The 15,476-nt window shown below is 66.0% G+C and carries 14 protein-coding genes and 1 pseudogene; 4 read left to right on the forward strand and 11 right to left on the reverse strand.

The window, feature by feature from the left end:
* Positions 1–5: 5 nt before the first annotated feature.
* From AB2U09_RS03600 to AB2U09_RS03610, 3 genes and pseudogenes are all read right to left on the reverse strand, one after another.
* A pseudogene (locus AB2U09_RS03600) lies at positions 6–485 on the reverse strand (phosphopantetheine adenylyltransferase); the annotation flags it as partial.
* Positions 486–586: 101 nt separating this feature from the next.
* Entirely contained in the window at positions 587–1,273 is a 687-nt protein-coding gene (locus AB2U09_RS03605) for a winged helix-turn-helix transcriptional regulator (RefSeq protein ID WP_459191322.1), read from the reverse strand.
* A gap of 152 nt (positions 1,274–1,425) precedes the next feature.
* Positions 1,426–2,511 (reverse strand): glutamate--cysteine ligase, encoded by a 1,086-nt coding sequence (locus AB2U09_RS03610; RefSeq protein ID WP_459191323.1) that lies wholly within the window; start codon positions 2,509–2,511, stop codon positions 1,426–1,428.
* Between the two features lie 163 nt (positions 2,512–2,674).
* On the opposite strand from AB2U09_RS03610, the gene AB2U09_RS03615 reads away from it, so the two are divergent.
* A complete protein-coding gene (locus AB2U09_RS03615; protein WP_459191324.1) occupies positions 2,675–2,893 on the forward strand; it encodes a PLDc N-terminal domain-containing protein in 219 nt (72 codons plus the stop codon).
* Positions 2,894–3,168: 275 nt separating this feature from the next.
* On the opposite strand, the gene AB2U09_RS03620 is transcribed toward AB2U09_RS03615, so the two are convergent.
* Positions 3,169–3,798: a fibrillarin-like rRNA/tRNA 2'-O-methyltransferase gene (locus tag AB2U09_RS03620; protein ID WP_459191325.1), complete on the reverse strand. Its 630-nt coding sequence runs from the start codon at positions 3,796–3,798 to the stop codon at positions 3,169–3,171.
* A complete protein-coding gene (locus tag AB2U09_RS03625; protein ID WP_459191326.1) occupies positions 3,795–4,679 on the reverse strand; it encodes an NOP5/NOP56 family protein in 885 nt (294 codons plus the stop codon). Before AB2U09_RS03625 ends, AB2U09_RS03620 begins: the two co-directional genes overlap by 4 nt.
* A gap of 311 nt (positions 4,680–4,990) precedes the next feature.
* Here AB2U09_RS03625 and AB2U09_RS03630 point away from each other — a divergent pair, with 311 nt between their 5' ends.
* The 3 genes from AB2U09_RS03630 to AB2U09_RS03640 all read left to right on the forward strand — a co-directional run bounded on the left by AB2U09_RS03630 (position 4,991) and on the right by AB2U09_RS03640 (position 9,190).
* Positions 4,991–6,982: an AMP-dependent synthetase/ligase gene (locus tag AB2U09_RS03630; RefSeq protein WP_459191327.1), complete on the forward strand. Its 1,992-nt coding sequence runs from the start codon at positions 4,991–4,993 to the stop codon at positions 6,980–6,982.
* Positions 6,983–7,058: 76 nt separating this feature from the next.
* A complete protein-coding gene (solA, locus tag AB2U09_RS03635) occupies positions 7,059–8,192 on the forward strand; it encodes an N-methyl-L-tryptophan oxidase (protein ID WP_459191328.1) in 1,134 nt (377 codons plus the stop codon).
* Between the two features lie 401 nt (positions 8,193–8,593).
* On the forward strand, positions 8,594–9,190 hold the full coding sequence (locus tag AB2U09_RS03640; RefSeq protein ID WP_459191329.1) for a hypothetical protein: 597 nt from the start codon (positions 8,594–8,596) through the stop codon (positions 9,188–9,190).
* Position 9,191: 1 nt separating this feature from the next.
* Here AB2U09_RS03640 and AB2U09_RS03645 read toward each other — a convergent pair whose 3' ends face one another.
* The 6 genes from AB2U09_RS03645 to AB2U09_RS03670 form a co-directional block, all read right to left on the reverse strand.
* Entirely contained in the window at positions 9,192–9,557 is a 366-nt protein-coding gene (locus AB2U09_RS03645; RefSeq protein WP_459191330.1) for a DUF5658 family protein, read from the reverse strand.
* 178 nt (positions 9,558–9,735) lie between these two features.
* Entirely contained in the window at positions 9,736–10,686 is a 951-nt protein-coding gene (locus tag AB2U09_RS03650; RefSeq protein WP_459191331.1) for a SipW-dependent-type signal peptide-containing protein, read from the reverse strand.
* Positions 10,683–11,246, reverse strand: coding sequence for a signal peptidase I (locus AB2U09_RS03655; RefSeq protein ID WP_459191332.1), 564 nt, complete (start codon positions 11,244–11,246; stop codon positions 10,683–10,685). The genes AB2U09_RS03650 and AB2U09_RS03655 overlap by 4 nt, the downstream gene beginning before the upstream one ends.
* Before the next feature lie 103 nt (positions 11,247–11,349).
* A complete protein-coding gene (locus AB2U09_RS03660; RefSeq protein ID WP_459191333.1) occupies positions 11,350–11,916 on the reverse strand; it encodes a TasA family protein in 567 nt (188 codons plus the stop codon).
* 207 nt (positions 11,917–12,123) lie between these two features.
* Positions 12,124–14,112: a SpoVR family protein gene (locus AB2U09_RS03665; RefSeq protein ID WP_459191488.1), complete on the reverse strand. Its 1,989-nt coding sequence runs from the start codon at positions 14,110–14,112 to the stop codon at positions 12,124–12,126.
* Positions 14,113–14,149: 37 nt separating this feature from the next.
* Positions 14,150–15,460: a YeaH/YhbH family protein gene (locus tag AB2U09_RS03670; RefSeq protein ID WP_459191334.1), complete on the reverse strand. Its 1,311-nt coding sequence runs from the start codon at positions 15,458–15,460 to the stop codon at positions 14,150–14,152.
* Positions 15,461–15,476: the final 16 nt, after the last annotated feature.

Below are 15,476 nucleotides of genomic sequence, written 5' to 3' on the forward strand. Positions count from 1 at the left end.
GTGGGCGCGTCGCGACCGTCGCGCTCGGGCGTCAAGTTACCGTATTCGTCGATTTCGCCGCGAACGATCCGCGTCGAGGAGATGATCTCGTCGTCTTCGGCGTAGACGTGGTCGACGACCTCGATGTCGAGGGGGTCGACGCCGTCGTCGCGGCGGATCTCGTTGATGCGCTTGCCGCCGGTCTTCGTCTCCGGAGAGACGACGAGAACGTCGAACTGCGGTTCGGGAGCGAAGCCGGTCGGGTCGTCGATCTTCCGGATCTCGTACTCGCGGTCGAACTCCTCGGCGAGGGCGGCGAGTTCGTCGTCGAGGTCCCGCTCACGCTGGTCGTACGGGCGGACGTAGCGGTCGTCGTGGCGCGTCTTCGGCGCGAGATCGTCGCTCGTCAGCCCGACGGTCACGTCGCCCAGCTCGAACGCGCGCTCGAACAGCGCGCGGTGTCCGTCGTGGACCGGATCGAACGTCCCGCCCAGCGCGACCTTCATGCACTCTCGGTTGGGGGGTCTCCGGTAAAGTGCCTTCGGCTTCCCCCGAATGCCGTCGGTACGACCGCCAACGGAGAACAACAGCCCGCCCGTTGATACGGTCAGTAGTCGTCCGGATCTTCGTCGCCGTCCGGACTGTCCCCGTCCGTGTCCGCGTCGTCCCCCGCCTCGTCCACGTCGATATCGATAGCGCCCGTCTCCCCGTTCGTGCTGTCCGCGTCGGCTTCCGCCCTCCCGTCCGCGTCGGTCGTCTCGTCCGCATCCCCCGTGCCGTCGGTCTGGTCGTCGACCGTGATCGTGACCGGTTCGGAGTCGAGCGTCGGCTCGTCACCGTCGCTCCCGAGGATCGTATCGAGGTTGAAGACGGTGTTGAGCTCCTCCTGAACGTCGTCGACGACGTTCCCGACGAGTTCGCTCGGCGCCATCGCGCTGTACTCGTAGGGGTTGTTGCCGGCGCCGTCGTTCTCGCGCTTCTGTCGCATGACCTTCCCCTCGTCGTGCAGCTCGGCGAGCGCTTCCCGTACTGTGGAGGGATAGAGTCCGGTCCCGTCGGCGATCTCGTCGCTGGTGCTGTCGGGGTTCTGCCGCAGGAAGACGTAGATCCGCGCCCGCGTCTCGGTCTCGAGCACCCACGAGAGCATGTCGACGATCCCCTCGTCGAACTGCGTCACCGCCTTGTCGGCCTCCTGTTCGAGCCGTTCGCGTACGTTCCCGCCTTCACCGTCCGATATATCCGCGTCGGGCTGGTCGGTCCCCTCACCGTCGTCCGATGGATCGTCTGTAGACATACGTCGCTTCTATGAGGACGAAAGCTCCTGTCGGGTAAAAATCTTGCCGACGTTTCCGCTCGCCGGGAATCACGGGAGCACGAGGGGGCCCGACCCCGAATCGCTGTACTCGAACGCTTCCGCGGTGGCCCCTCACTCGCCCCGGTGTGTTTTCACTCGTACTGGAGCCGGAGCGCGTCGCAGAGCGCGTCGACGCCTTCCTCGTCGCGGAGTCGCCGCTGGCGCCGGGCGCCGCTCTCGGCGTCGTAGAGGTCGGCGATGCCGTCGATCCCGAGGCGGCTGGCCTCGCGGTCGACGATCTCTCCGAGGTCGATCGTCGACTCGAACTCCCGGTTGAGCAGCGCAGCGTCGTGACCGTGGCGCATCGCGCGCCACTTGTTCTCGTCGTACAGCTCGCGGCGGAAGTCGCTCCCCGACTCGCCGTCCTCGTAGCGGGCGGCGAGGTCTTCGACGAGCGCGTGGGTGTACTCGACGAACGCGAGCACGCGGTCGGGGTCGGCCTGCCCGTCCGGGGTACGTACTTCGACGGTCCCGTGGCCGGAGTGAGGGCGCACGTCGAACCACAGTTCGCCGCGGTCGTCGATGCTGTCAGTTTCCAGCATCCGGCGCTCGAAGTCGTCGAACGCCTCGTAGTCCTCGTAGGCGGTGGGCATCCCGGTGTTGGGTAGCCCCTCGAATATCTTCGCACGCGCGGACTGGAGTCCGGTGTCGAAGCCGTTCCAGTACGGCGAGTTGGCCGACAGCGCGAGCATCACCGGCAGGTGCCAGCGGATCTCGTTGGCGATCCAGACGGCCTTGTCCGCGTCGTCGACGCCGACGTGGACGTGCAGCCCCGCCGTCGTATTCCGGTGCTGGGGGTACTGGATGCGGTCGAGCTGGGACTTGTATCGCGGCTTCTCCGCGTGTTCGAGCTCGCGCCACTTCGCCAGCGGGTGGAGCCCGGCCGCGGCGATGTCGAACCCGTGGGCCGTCGCGTGGTCGACGAGCGCCTCCCTGACCGACAGCAGCGACTCCCGGGCCTCGCCGAGGCTCTCGATGACCGGCGTCTGGGACTCGATGACGCATTTGAACAGCTCGTGGTCGAGCCGCCCCTCCAGTAACTCGGGCGGGTCGGACTCGTAGACGAGTTCGTCCGTGCCCGAGGTGGGACGGCCGTCCTCGTCGACGACGTAGTACTCCTCCTCGATGCCGATCGTACCCATCCGGCCGAAGGCGTCGCGCGAACCCCGCTCGTCCATCGACCCGTACGTCGGGCCGCGCGCGCTAAAAATTTCCCTTCTCCGGAATGCACCGCGACGGCGGGCTCCAGCGACTGTGAGCCCGGAAATTCCCGTGGAGGCTTTCCTCACGTCTGTGAACGAACACAAAGCATATGCCAGACTGACAGAATTCTCGGCTGTGATGCCCTCCACAGTCGCGTTACAGCAAGGCGGCGCAGCGGCGTTTCTCATCCTGTTCGCGTTCCTGATCCTGATCGTCACGATCGGGATGATATTCTGGGTCTACCAGGACGCACAGACCAACAGCGACCAGCCCGCGTTCCTCTGGGCGCTGGTCGTCTTCCTGGCGCCCCTGCTGGGAATCGTCCTGTACTTCCTCGTCGGCCGGAACAGGTACTGAACCACGCGCTCGTCGGATCGACCTCCGAAAATCCCCGTTTCTATCGCCAACGCGTCCGTTCGAGGCTCGAATCCGTCTCTCTTCGAGGACACGGCGGCCGCTCAGGAGTATTAGAGAGACGGTTTAGGCCAGTCAGCGATAACCCACGTGGAAACCACGCGAGCCGAAAGGTGCTGCTGACCGTGCCGTCTACCAGTCTCTCACGTCCGTCGACGGATAACACCTCCGGAACACCGATCGGCCGTCGCGCCCGCTGCGATAGAACGCGAAAACGGCTAGCGCGGCGTCGCGACGACGCCGAGGTGGTCGTCGTGGTGCGGCGTGAGCCGCTCGGTCTCCAGCACCTCGTAGGCCGATTCCAGTTCGTCGAGCACGTCTGAGAACACGTCTTCGGGGTCCCGGGTCACGTCTTCGCTCCGGGCCTTGATCGCGATCAGGAGCCGACCGTCCTGGCTGAGGAACTCGGCGTTGGCGGTCGCGACCGCCGCCTGCCCGCGCGTGGCGACGTCCTGCACGATCACGTCGACGGGCTCGACCACGTGTGCGTACGTCTCCGGCTTCCGGGCGTCTTTCAGCAGGGGGAAGAGGTTGCCCCGCGGCTCGGCGGCGTCGAGCAGGTCACGGACGGGTCGGGCCGCGAACTCCACGCCGTAGGTCGGGCCGGCGAAGTCGGCGACGTGGCTCGCGGTCGTGCCGGCCGCGGCGCCGAGGTAGAGGACCGTCTCGCCGCCGACCAGCCCGGTCTCCATCCCGAGTTCGAGCATGGCGCCGAGCTTCGATCGGTCCGGATTCCACGCGCGCCAGCCGCCGTCGGTCGGTTCGCCGTAGACCGGCTCACCCTGCGTCGCAAGCCGTTCGACCCCGTCGAACCCCCGTCGTTCGACGCCGTCGGGGAGGTCGCTCACGAGTCGTCACCCCCGTTACCGTCGTCGCTGCCGTCGGGTTCGGTCCGCGCGCGGATAGTCGCGATGCGCTCGTCGAGTTCGGCGTCGAGTTCGGGCTTGCGTTCGCCGCTGTAGTGGTCGATCCGCGCGGCGATCGTGAGCTTCCCGGCGAGCGCGCGGGCGGCGGATCCCCGCTCGTCCGGGTGCGTTCCGCGGACGTACTCGTGGGTGAAGATGACGCCGTGTTTCGGCGAACTCGCCGACCCGCGGAGGTGGGCGAACAGGGCGTCCTCCGCGCCGAGGACCTGGACGGTACTCGACGGCTTCTTCGCGAGGCTGTCGAGGCCACCGGCCAGCGAGATCAACCGCGCCGTGAGTACCGGCCCGGCCATCGCCGCGAGGTTCGGTGCGACGCTCGGCGTCGCCTCCTCGACGTAGGATCGCAACTCGTCGGCCTCGTCGGCCAGCGCGGCGGTCCGCTCGGCGAGCGCGACGAGTCGGGCCGCTCCGGGGTCGCCCGCCTCGCGATCTTCGAACTCCGCGGCGAGTTCGCGGGCGTACTCGACGCCCGTGCCCGCATCGTCGAACCGGGTGCCGGCCCACTCGGCGACGCGCTCGGCGAGTTCGTTCGCGGTCCGCTCGCAGTCGTCCATGGCGCGGACCGCGTGGATGAGCTGCTTGTCGTCCGCGCGCTCACGTTCGTGGACGCCCTCTCGAGCGGCCTCCATCGTCGCGTCGTGGAGGCGCTCGTAGTAGTCGTCGGCGTCGTCGGCGAACCCCGATTCGACGGCGAGTGCCGACCACTCCGCCGGTTGTGCGGCCGACCCGGTGCGGATCCGCTCGACCGCCGCGTCCGCGTCGCCGGGCTCGATCCCCGCGAACCAGCCGTCGTGTTCGGTCATACTCCGGATTCGCCCCGCCGTCGGGAAAAGGACCCCGGTCGGCCGGCCGTGTCCAACTCCGATCGGGCGCCCGCCAGTCGCCTCGCGGCCGCATTCGTGGGCTGGCTGAGCCGGGTCGGGGTGAGTCCTGACTCCCCGCGGCGGGGACTCGACATGTAGGGGAAGTCACACTCCCGGCCGGCGGGATTACGACCGCACTGCCAGACCGAGGATTCGATCGGAAACCCACACTCCGTTTGTACCCGTTCAACGAGCGCTGATCCATCGCATGTTCGATAACATATATCATGCAGCGAGACTTACGGCGTGCCATGGCTTCTCCTGAGCCCTCGGGCCAGTGGTGGGCCGCAGAGCAGTCCTACACCGACGACGTCGTCGGGATGGACACGCTCGCGGCCATGTACGAGGACGCGGTCGACCGGTACGCCGGGGCAGCGGCCCAGCGCTACAAAGGCAACGTCTACGACCGCTCGCTCGCGCCCGACGTCGTTCCCAGGGCTCCCCCGGGCGAGTACGCGTCGCTCACGTACGCGGAGATGCGGAAGATCGTCCGGCGGCTCGCGACCGGCTTCCGCGAGCTCGGCATCGAATCGGGCGACCGCGTGGCTATCTTCGCGGAGACGCGGATGGAGTGGGCGCTCGCGGACTTCGCGGTGCTGGCCGCCGGGGGCGTCGTGACGACGGTGTACACCGACTCCTCGCCCAGACAGGTCCGCTACCTGCTCGACGACCCGAACGCGATGGGCGTCGTCGCCGGCAGCGAATCCCTCCTCGAACGGGTTCACGAGGTCGAAGACGACATCGACCTGTCCTTCTCGGTCGTGATGGACGATGCCGCTACCGACGGCCCGGTCGCGGCCCGCGACGACGCGCTGACCATGGCCGAGCTGTACGACCGCGGCGACGCGAACTTCGACCAGGAGACCTACGAAGGCTGGATCGACGAGCGCGACCCCGACGACCTCGCGAGCATCATCTACACCTCCGGGACGACCGGCCAGCCCAAGGGCGTCCGACTCACTCACCGCAACTTCCGGGCGAACGTGAACCAGTGCCGCAAGCGGATGGGGCCGCGCCCGGACAAGGGCGACACCCCTGTCCTCGACGAGCACTCCCGGACCATCTCCTTCCTCCCGCTGGCCCACGTTTTCGAACGCCTCGCGGGGCATTTCCTGATGTTCGCCTCGGGCGCGACGGTCGGCTACGCCGAGAGCCCGGACACGCTCCCCGAGGACCTCGAACTGCTCCAGCCGACCACGGGGGCGAGCGTCCCCCGCGTCTACGAGCGTATCTTCGACAACATGCGCGAGCAGGCGAGCGAGTCGGACGCGAAACAGCGGATCTTCGAGTGGGCGATCGACGTCGCGCGTGACTACGCCCGCACAGACGACCCCGGAATCGGGCTCCGGATCAAGCACACCGTCGCGGACCGGCTCGTCTACTCGACGGTCCGCGAGCGCCTCGGCGGCGAGATCGACTTCCTCGTCAGCGGCGGCGGCAGCCTCAGCGAGGACCTCGCACGGCTGTTCCTCGGCATGGACATCCCGATCGTCGAGGGGTACGGCCTCACCGAGACCTCGCCCGTCATCTCGACCAACCCGCCGGAGGCGATTCAGCCGGGGACGATGGGGCCGCCGGTCGTGGACATCGACGCCCGCCTCGACGAGTCCGTGGTCGGCCCCGACCAGTTCCCCGAAGCCGACGGGAAGGTCGGCGAACTGGAGGTCACGGGGCCGAACGTCACCGACGGTTACTGGAGCGAGTCGGCCGAGACCGAGACGGCGTTCACCGAGGACGGCTACTTCCAGACGGGGGACATCGTCGAGATCACGCCCGACGGATACCTGCGCTACAAGGACCGCCTGAAGCAGCTGATCGTCCTCTCGACGGGAAAGAACGTCGCGCCGGAACCGATCGAGGAGCGCTTCGCTACCAGCGACCGCGTCGACCAGGTGATGGTGGTCGGCGACGAGCGCAAGTTCATCGGCGCCGTCGTGGTCCCGAACTTCGAGGCGCTGCGCCGCTGGGCCGACCGCGAAGGGGTCGACCTGCCGGAGGACGACGAGGCGCTCTGCCGCGACGATCGCGCCCGCGAGTGGGTCGGCGAGGCGATCGAGGAGGTCAACGCCGACCTCGAACGCATCGAACGGATCAAGCGGTTCGAACTGGTTCCCCGCGAGTGGACCGCCGAGAACGACCTGCTGACGCCCTCGATGAAGAAGAAACGGCGGAACATCCGCAACGTCCACGACGACGCCATCGAGCGGATCTACGAGGAGGCGCCGCGAGCGGAAGCCGACTGATCGGCGAGCGGTGGCGTGGTCGCGAGCGCCGGCCGATGACGTAACCGATTTGCCTGATGCCCGCCCACTCACCGGTATGACACCGAGCGGCGGGCGATACGACGCGATCGTCCTGGGGGTCGGAGGGGTCGGGAGCGCCGCGACGTACCATCTCGCGCGCCGGGGCGCCGACGTGCTGGGACTCGAACGGTTCGACGTTCCCCACGCCCGCGGTTCGTCACACGGCCGGACGAGACTGCTCCAGCGACTGCTCGACGCCGACCCGGCCGCGATGGCGCTGGCCGACCGCGCGCACGAGGGCTGGCGTGATCTCGAACGGGAGACGGAGACCGAACTGCTCGCGGAGACCGGGTCGCTGGCGGTCGCGGTCGGGGGCGAGGAGCCGGTGGCCAGCGCCCGTCGCGCCTGCGAGCGCCACGACCTGTCGTTCGACTCGCTGGACAGCGCCGAACTGGCCGACCGCTTCCCTGCCTACGACTTCCCGGAGGATGCCGAGGCGCTCTACCAGCCGGACGGCGCGGTCGTCGCGTCCGAGCGCGGCGTGGTTGCCCACGTCGCTGCCGCACTCTCCGAGGGCGCGACGGTACAGGCCCGCGAGCGCGTCGTCGACTGGTCGCGGACCGGCGACGGCGTCCGCGTCGACACGGACCGGGACTCGTATCTGGCCGACCAGCTCGTCGTCACCGCCGGGTCCTGGGCCGCAGAGACGGTCGACACCCTCGACGGCGTCCTCGAACCGTGCCGTCACGCGACGGCGTGGTTCGCTCCCGCTAGTCCATCCGGTGAGACCGCAGACGACGGGGACCTGCCCCCGTTCGTCGCGACCGTCGACGGCGAGAACTACTACGGCGTCCCCGGCATGGCCCTGCCCGGTATGAAGTTCGGCCGGGCGGACTTCCGCCCGACCGACCCGGACAACCTCGCCGGCCCGACGCAGGCCGACGAGCGCCCGCTCCGGGCGTTCGCGGACACCTACGTGCCCGGTGCGGCCGGGTCAACGCTCCGCCTCGACACTGGACTGGTCACGAACTCGCCCGACGGGCAGTTCGTCGTCGACACGCTCCCGGACGGCCGAGTGACGGTCGCCGCCGGGCTCTCCGGGCGCGGGTACAAGTTCGCTCCCGCGCTCGGCGAGGTGCTCGCGGACCTGACCCTCGACGGCGAGACGGACGCCGACGTCTCCGCGTACGCTATCGACCGGTTCGAGTGATACGACAGTTTTAACCGGTAATCTCCCCACCAGTATTCGTAACTCCGGGAGCCGCGGCGGCCGTCTGGCGGGTGGGTTCCGTCGCCGACGGGCGGCTCCCGGTCGGGCGCGGGCGGACGGGCGAGGTGTGAGATTCGTGTACGACACCGAACGAGCCGTCGGGTGGGCCGGTCCGGGCAGCGACGCTTCGGATTTCGATCGGGCGAGCGGCCGTCACTTCCCGTCCGAACCGCTATCGTCTCGAAACGCGGGGGGTGAGGATGGGCGACACCGATGATTCGCCGGATTCCGGCCAGAGGGACCCAGCCGGAACCGACCCTGGGGAAGCTTCGTCGCCAGGTCCAGACGGGCAACCCCCAGACGACGGAGAACAGAGACGACGCCGGCGAGTGCTGTGGCTGGTGGTATTGCTGTTGCTCGCACTCGTCGGCGGAGGTATCGGGACGTTCGTCCTCGACGATACACCGGGCGTCTCACCCGGCGTCCAGACGCCCGAATCGACCCCGACTGCCCCACCCGCTCCTGTCGAGGACGTAGCGCTCACGACTCCCGCGGACGCGACGTTGCTCCGTGCTTCCGGCGTCGTCCCGGGCGAGGGCGGCACCTCGCGACTCGTGCTCCGCAACGAGGGGAGCGCCGCCGGTCGACTCGGGATCGCGAACTTCTCCCACGCCGACGAGGAGAACGGCATCACGAGTGCTGAAGCAGCGGTCGACGACTCCCCCGACGAGGGCGAGCTGTCCGAGGCGGTCCGTGTACGGCTCTCGATGCAGTTCTCCGATGGACGGACGGTCCGAGTAGTCGGTCGTGACCGGTTCGTGCCGCTGGCAGACGTCGAAGCGTCGAATCGGACGTACGGGACGATTCAGCCCGGCGAAGCGGCCACTGTCGTACTGGAGTGGCGAGTGCCCGCTGAGGCCGGCAACGAGATCCAGTCCGACGGGCTACGGTTCGACATCGCGTTCGGCCTTCGTCCGATCAACGGGACGGCGGCGTGAGTCAGGCGAACAGGATACCGAGGTTGTGAACCGTGACGTAGAGACCGACCGCCGCGAGGACGAGCGGGGGCGCGTAGAACATGAGCCCGTCATCATCTGCAACGCCAGCCCAGAGGCTGACGCCGATACAGCCGTAGAAGACCAGCAGCTTGAGCCCGAGGAACCCGCCGCCGCCGAAGGCCATGATCGCCTGTCGGATGAGCGGATTCGCCTCCGTGTGCAGCGGACTGAAGTAGACGAGCGCGATCGTCGTCACGACGTCGCCGACGCCGTACGTCGTGAGTGCGAGGAGCCAGACCCGCGAGAACGACACCTTATCGAAGGAACTGCGATCGAAGGTGTACCAGTCCGGCGCCGCTGTTGCCATTACTACTGACACGTCGCTGGATGGGGTTATACTCTCCCACCCAGAAATCAGAATTGATACTCGCGGCGATCGATACTCGATAGTTTGGGTGCCGGTACGTGAAGCGGCCGCTAGAGACTGGTTCCCGACACCGAAAGGAACGTCGCTCGAGAGGAGATTGCAGAATTAGGAGGGAGCCTCAGCTACTCACGGCGCCATTATCGGGATCTTCGGTGACGGTAGACGGAGCATACGTGAGTGTTCCGTCTCTGTCGTTCACGGAGATGTTCTCTACGTGGATCGTCGTCTCGGGGCTATCGACGTTGAGATCTGCCGTCGCCTGACCGTTGGTCGAGGTGAGAGTCGCCCCGTCGAGGTACATATCTCCGACGGACTCCAGCGTGATACCGCCATTCCCACCGCCGCTGACGGCGAGTGACCCACCGGTGGCGTCTAATTCCCCGCCGCTGTTTCGGGTCGCTGAGAGCGAGATCCCACCGGTGTTCGTCTCCATCTCGCTGTTTCGGGCCGAGATACGTTCGGCGTCGAGTTCGATCCCACCGTTGCCGCCGTCGACGGTGATGGTCGAATCGTCCAGGTTCAGCTCGCCGTCCGTCGAAATACTCACCGCTCCCGTGTTCGTCGTTATCGACGACGAGGAGAGATCGATATCGCCCGTTGCAGAAATATCGACGGTGCCACTCCCACCCGATATCGAGACGCCTTTGCCCCCGAGATCGATTCCACCGTCCGTGGCGGTTAAGCTCACGTCTCTCGTCTTCGAAGCGATATCAACGTTCGACGTGATGCTTCCCGCGGTAATACTGACGTCCCGGTTGCCGGCGTCGATCGCTCCGGTTTCTTCGGGGATCACGAGGTTCGCCGACTCGTCGTCGAAATTCTCCAGTTCGCCCGCGGAGTAGGTGGTCTCACCCTCGTCGTACCGTCCGTTTCCATTGGCGTCGTTCCAGCCGGCGGCCCCTTCTGGAGGGGATCCGCTGCCGAACGAACTGGCCGCACTGACCGACCCGTCGGCTGTCTCCGTATCTGACAGGTATCCGTATGTCACCGACGAGCCGAGTCCCATCGATAGAACCACGAATACGAGGAGCGTGAGCGCGGCGACCTGAGCGCTGATCGACCGATTCATGCGTTCCTCCCGTCCTCTTTGTCACTGCCAGTTGCTGTCGCCTGATAGAGATCCCATAATTCAGAGATAGCGAGGAGCGATGCAGGCCCGATCACCAGCACGATCAACCCCACATCTGAATTCGCGAAACTCACCGCGTACCCGATCAGGGGGAGGCTAAAGACGACTACACCGATGACGTTGTCCGCAGGAACCCAGTCGCGGTCCGGCTGTGCGTTCGCGTCCCCTCTCGTTTTAAATTCCCTGTCGGTATCCTCACCTCGTATTTCGACAATTCGATGGGTTACCCGTACCTGATCGGCTCTATCGCCGGACGTCCGGTAGGTGATGACGTCGTTTTTGGCCAGTTGATCGGAAGGGACCTGCTCGACGAACACCACGGATCCGGCTCCGATCGCAGGTGACATGCTGTCGGAAGTGACGACGTAACTCTCGCTGGCGCCCACAATCTGTGGAAAGGCCACTGCGATGAACAGACTGACAATCAGGACGATAGCGAGAAGGCCACCGGCATGGAAGATGCGACGGATGTCGATGTCATCTGTGGTCGGAGATTGCATTCGTTCTCGTCGAGCTGGTGCGTCTGTTTTCCGCCGCTATCGCGGTCCCATCGAGCGATCCGAATCAGTTCGGACGGGTAGTCTCCGCCAGTAACACTCGCAGTTACGACTGGTCCGTGTTCTGGTAGAGCGTGAACGTATGGCTGATATCGACCGAGGCACCCTGGTAATCGTTTCCGGCGCCTTCGTTAAACGTTCCGTTGAGGGTCAGCGTTCCGGTCGATCCATCGTTGAGTGGCGTCGCATCGAGCACGATGTCTGTCTGGGACATCGCAGTCACGTCACTTGGAGATCCGCCTGATTTGACGCTCCCAACGTCCCAATCGATCGAATCCACGATCAACTGGTCCGCTAGATTGGACGAACTACCTCCCGCGTCCGTAGACGTGGAGATGACGATCTCCTCGGCGTCGATCCCGGACTTCGAGATCTCGACGGATACGGAAAATGTATCGCCGGGTGCAAGATTACCAGCGCTGTAGCTGAAGTCGTTTCCTTGCCCGACAGTCAGGTCTAGCTCCCCGGCTGTGATCGTATTTCCGTCGCTCGATTCCGTGTCACTGAAGGCTGCGAACGTCCCCGCACCCGCGGCAGCCGCAGCCGCGCCCACAGTAACTATACCACCCAGTACTCGCCGTCGATTGAGTTCGATCTTGCTGTCGTCGGTCATGATTACACCCGTCAGGAGAACGGACACGAATCCGCGTGTCCGACCCACCCCTGACACTGCTTGTAGTCGGTACGTATCTTCTGAGTGTTTCCCAATAAAAGCCTAGCGGCTTTCTCTGGCTCTGAAACTGCTAGATTCGCTACACCTGGTAGTATCGTAGAAAAATGGTTATCGGGCTATAATATCGGTGAAAAAGGATTATCGCCCTCAGGCCAGCCACTCGTCGGGCTTGGTGTCGTAGTCGATGTCGTCGGCGGCGAGGTGGTCGACGGCGTCCCACGGGAGTTCCTCGACGGTCACCTCGTCGCCGTCGTAGCGGACGAGCCGCCCGACTTCCTCGGGTTCGGGTTCACGGTCGCGCCGTTTCGCCACTTCGACGTCGTGCTCGTCGAACTCCTTGACGATGGTCTTCAGGTTCACAGGTCGGCCCCACAGTTCGAACACCCGCCTGAGGACGTCCTTGGCCTGACCGATGTCGATCATGACGCCGTTGTACTGGTGGGACAGCAGCAGTTCGTTGCGGTTGTTGTAGTTGCCGTCCTCGACGACGACGGTGGGCTTGCCGAAGTTGGTGAACTGCAACATCAACTTCTTCTTCACGTCGCGGTAGTCGGTCGAGGTGACGCGGTAGTCGCCGGTGGACTGGGTGTACTCGTAGGTGAAGTACTCGTTCTCGTCGACGAACTCCTGGGTGAGGAACTCGTCGAGGAAGGTGACGTCGTTGTGGCTCTCGCGGATCTCGCGCATCCGGTCCCAGCCGCGGGCGTAGTCGATCTCGGCGAGCGCCTCCTCGACCGAGGCGTACCGCGAGTCGTCGAACATGTACCGCGAGGTCCGCTCCAGTTCCTCCTGGCTGACCCGCGAGACGAACCCGCGGTTCTGGGGCTTGGTCAGCGAGTAGTGGCGCTCGGCGAGCCCCTCGTAGGTCAGCACTTTCCACGGGTAGGCCTCCACGTCAATCTCGCCGGACCTGGCGCGTTCGAGCGCCTCGGCGTCGATCCGCGGGTCGTCGGGGTCAAGGCTGTCGAGGTGGGTGACTACCGACGCGACTTCGGGGTCGGGTTCGATCAAATCGAGCACCTGCTCGAAGTCGACGGTGTCGTGGAAGTTGCGCCACGTCACGCCCTCGACGCGGAGCAGTCGCTCGACGACCTCCCGGCGGTTGGTCGAGTTCTCGACGTACTGCCAGATCTCCAGGCCGAGCTTGTAGGGGTTGAGCCCGGAGGAGCCGAGCACCTTCGCCATGTGGTCGGCGTAGAGGACGAACTCGTCGTCGCCGGCAAACGTCTCGCCGGTCATCATCGCCGACTCCCAGTAGGCGGCCCAGCCCTCGTTCATCACCTTCGTCATCTTCTGGGGGGCGAAGTAGTACGCTTCCCGGCGGAGGATCTCGAGGATCTCCTTCTGCCAGTCGGTCATCTCGTCGGCTCTGGCGGCGTCGTCGTCGTACTGCATCCCGTGTTTGCGGAGAAAGCCGAGCACGTCTTTATCGGGCTCGGCGGGGAAGGTCGCTCCCTCCTCGTCGTCGCTCTGGGCCTCCAGCCACTCCTCGGTGAACACCTGCCCTTTCACCTCGTCGGAGAGGTCGAGCTCTTCGAGTTGCTCGGCGACGTCGGCGGTGTCGCGCTCGTCGATCAGGTCGATCCGGGTGTCGATCGGCTCGTAGGGGGCGTGCTGGTCGATGTTGTCCTCCAGCGTGAGGACGTGGTCGATCCACTTCTCGACCTCGCTGCGGTCGATCTCGGGATCGGTCATGAACGACTCGATGGCGTCGGCGTGTCGCGCGAGCATGGCCGCGGCGTTGGGGTTCTCCGCGAACATGCCGAACCACTCGTTGTTCGCGAAGAAGTCGGCGTGCGCCTCGACGTGGGTGATGACCGCCTTCTGGTCCGACAGGGTGTTCGACTCCTGGAGGAAGGCGTGGCTCGGGTCGTCGTTGTTGACGATCTCGAAGGCCTTGCCGCCGAGGAACTGCCCCTGTTTCTGCTGGCGGTCGTACTGCATGCCCCACCGCCAGTGGGGGTAACGCTGCTGGAACCCGCCGTAGGCGATGAGCTCGTTCATCTCGTCGTAGTCGACGATCCAGTAGTTCACCTCGTACGGATCGAGTCCGAACTTGCGGGCGAGGTTGCCCGCCTCGTCGACGGGCTCCTCCAGGTCGGCGGCGATGCGCTGGGCCTCGATGCGGTCGTCCATCGGTCTGCTCATGCGTGGTCCTCCGTGGTCGGTCGGATCATTGGTCGTCCTCCGTGCTGAGGATCTCGTAGATGGCGTCGACCACGTCCTCCGGACTGGAGACGTAGGCGACCGCCACGTCGTCGGCGTCGCGGAAGTTCCGCTCGACCTCCTCGGCGTGGGTCGCGTTGATGGCGTTGCCGCTCGGTTGCGTCTCCACGTAGGCGTGGAGATTCGCCGGGATCTGCCGCATCAGCGGGACGACGTGCTCCTCGGTGTCGTTGGAGGAGTTCTCGGAGTCGCCCGCCGCGAAGACGTAGCGGTTCCACTCGCTCCAGGGGTACTCTTCCAGCAGTTCCGCGGCCAGTTCGTAGGCGCTGGAGATGCGCGTCCCGCCGCCGCTGCGGATGCCGAAGAACTCGTCGCGCTCGACTTCCCACGCGTCGGCGTCGTGGGCGATGTAGACGAACTCGGCGTTGTCGTACTTGCCCTGGAGGTACCAGTCCAGCGGCGTGAACGTCCGCTCGACGAGTTCGCGCTTCTTCTGGCGCATCGACCCCGACACGTCGCGGATGTTGACGACGACGACGTTCTTCTCGCGCTCCTCGATGATCTCGGGGTAGCGGTAGCGCTCGTCCTCGCGGCGGAAGGGCACCTCGTCGATGCCCTCCCGACGGATGCGCTGGGCGGTGTCGACCCGCTCGGTGTTTTCCTGCATCTCGTCGAGGCTGCCCCACGTCGTCTTCTCGCCAGCGGGGATCTCGTCGTAGGCGTCGTCGATCCACGCCCGCGAGACCGGCATGTTCTCGCCGCGGGCCCACTCGAAGACCTTCGCCGGCCCCCAGCCGTCGATCTTCAGGGCCTCGCGGACGTAGTCGCGGTCGAAGTCCATCGCGAGCTTGCGCTTGAGTCCCTGCTTGAACAGCCGCTCGAAGTCAAGCGTCGAGGTGGGGCCCGAGCGGGTGATGTCCGTGAAGTCGCCCTCGGTCTCCTCGATGACCTTCTTGCCCTTGGGGTCCAGGTCGAGGCCGAGCCGCTCGTCGAGTTCCTGGGCGAACTCCTCGGGGTCCATCTCGTAGTACTCGTGCTCGCCGCCCTCCTCGCCGGGGTCGCCGTCCTCGCCGTCGTCGCCGTCGCCGGGTTGCGGTTCGGCGTCGACGGGGTCGCCCTCTTCGGCGTCGCCCTGCCCGACCCCGCCCTGGTCGCGCTGGTCGTAGGCGAACTCGGGGAGGTCGACGATCTTGATGGGCACGCGGACGGAGTCGGGGCGGCTCTGCCCCAGGTCGCCGTACTGGATGAACTCCGAGAGGTCCTGCCGGCGGTTCTCGCCGACCTCCCGGTAGCGCTCTAAGTCGTCTCTCAGTCCCATCGTTCACCTCGGACGC

It is taken from the genome of Halosimplex yunnanense (genome assembly GCF_054504345.1).

Excerpts from the sequence above, each read along its gene's own strand:
- AB2U09_RS03645 (WP_459191330.1), bottom strand. The coding sequence starts at position 9,557 with ATGGCAACAGCGGCGCCGGACTGGTACACCTTCGATCGCAGTTCCTTC.
- AB2U09_RS03610 (WP_459191323.1), bottom strand. The coding sequence starts at position 2,511 with ATGGACGAGCGGGGTTCGCGCGACGCCTTCGGCCGGATGGGTACGATC.
- AB2U09_RS03625 (WP_459191326.1), bottom strand. The coding sequence starts at position 4,679 with ATGACCGAACACGACGGCTGGTTCGCGGGGATCGAGCCCGGCGACGCG.
- AB2U09_RS03670 (WP_459191334.1), bottom strand. The coding sequence starts at position 15,460 with ATGGGACTGAGAGACGACTTAGAGCGCTACCGGGAGGTCGGCGAGAAC.
- AB2U09_RS03605 (WP_459191322.1), bottom strand. The coding sequence starts at position 1,273 with ATGTCTACAGACGATCCATCGGACGACGGTGAGGGGACCGACCAGCCC.
- AB2U09_RS03615 (WP_459191324.1), top strand. The coding sequence starts at position 2,675 with ATGCCCTCCACAGTCGCGTTACAGCAAGGCGGCGCAGCGGCGTTTCTC.
- AB2U09_RS03630 (WP_459191327.1), top strand. The coding sequence starts at position 4,991 with ATGGCTTCTCCTGAGCCCTCGGGCCAGTGGTGGGCCGCAGAGCAGTCC.
- AB2U09_RS03650 (WP_459191331.1), bottom strand. The coding sequence starts at position 10,686 with ATGAATCGGTCGATCAGCGCTCAGGTCGCCGCGCTCACGCTCCTCGTA.
- solA (WP_459191328.1), top strand. The coding sequence starts at position 7,059 with ATGACACCGAGCGGCGGGCGATACGACGCGATCGTCCTGGGGGTCGGA.
- AB2U09_RS03660 (WP_459191333.1), bottom strand. The coding sequence starts at position 11,916 with ATGACCGACGACAGCAAGATCGAACTCAATCGACGGCGAGTACTGGGT.
- AB2U09_RS03655 (WP_459191332.1), bottom strand. The coding sequence starts at position 11,246 with ATGCAATCTCCGACCACAGATGACATCGACATCCGTCGCATCTTCCAT.
- AB2U09_RS03665 (WP_459191488.1), bottom strand. The coding sequence starts at position 14,112 with ATGGACGACCGCATCGAGGCCCAGCGCATCGCCGCCGACCTGGAGGAG.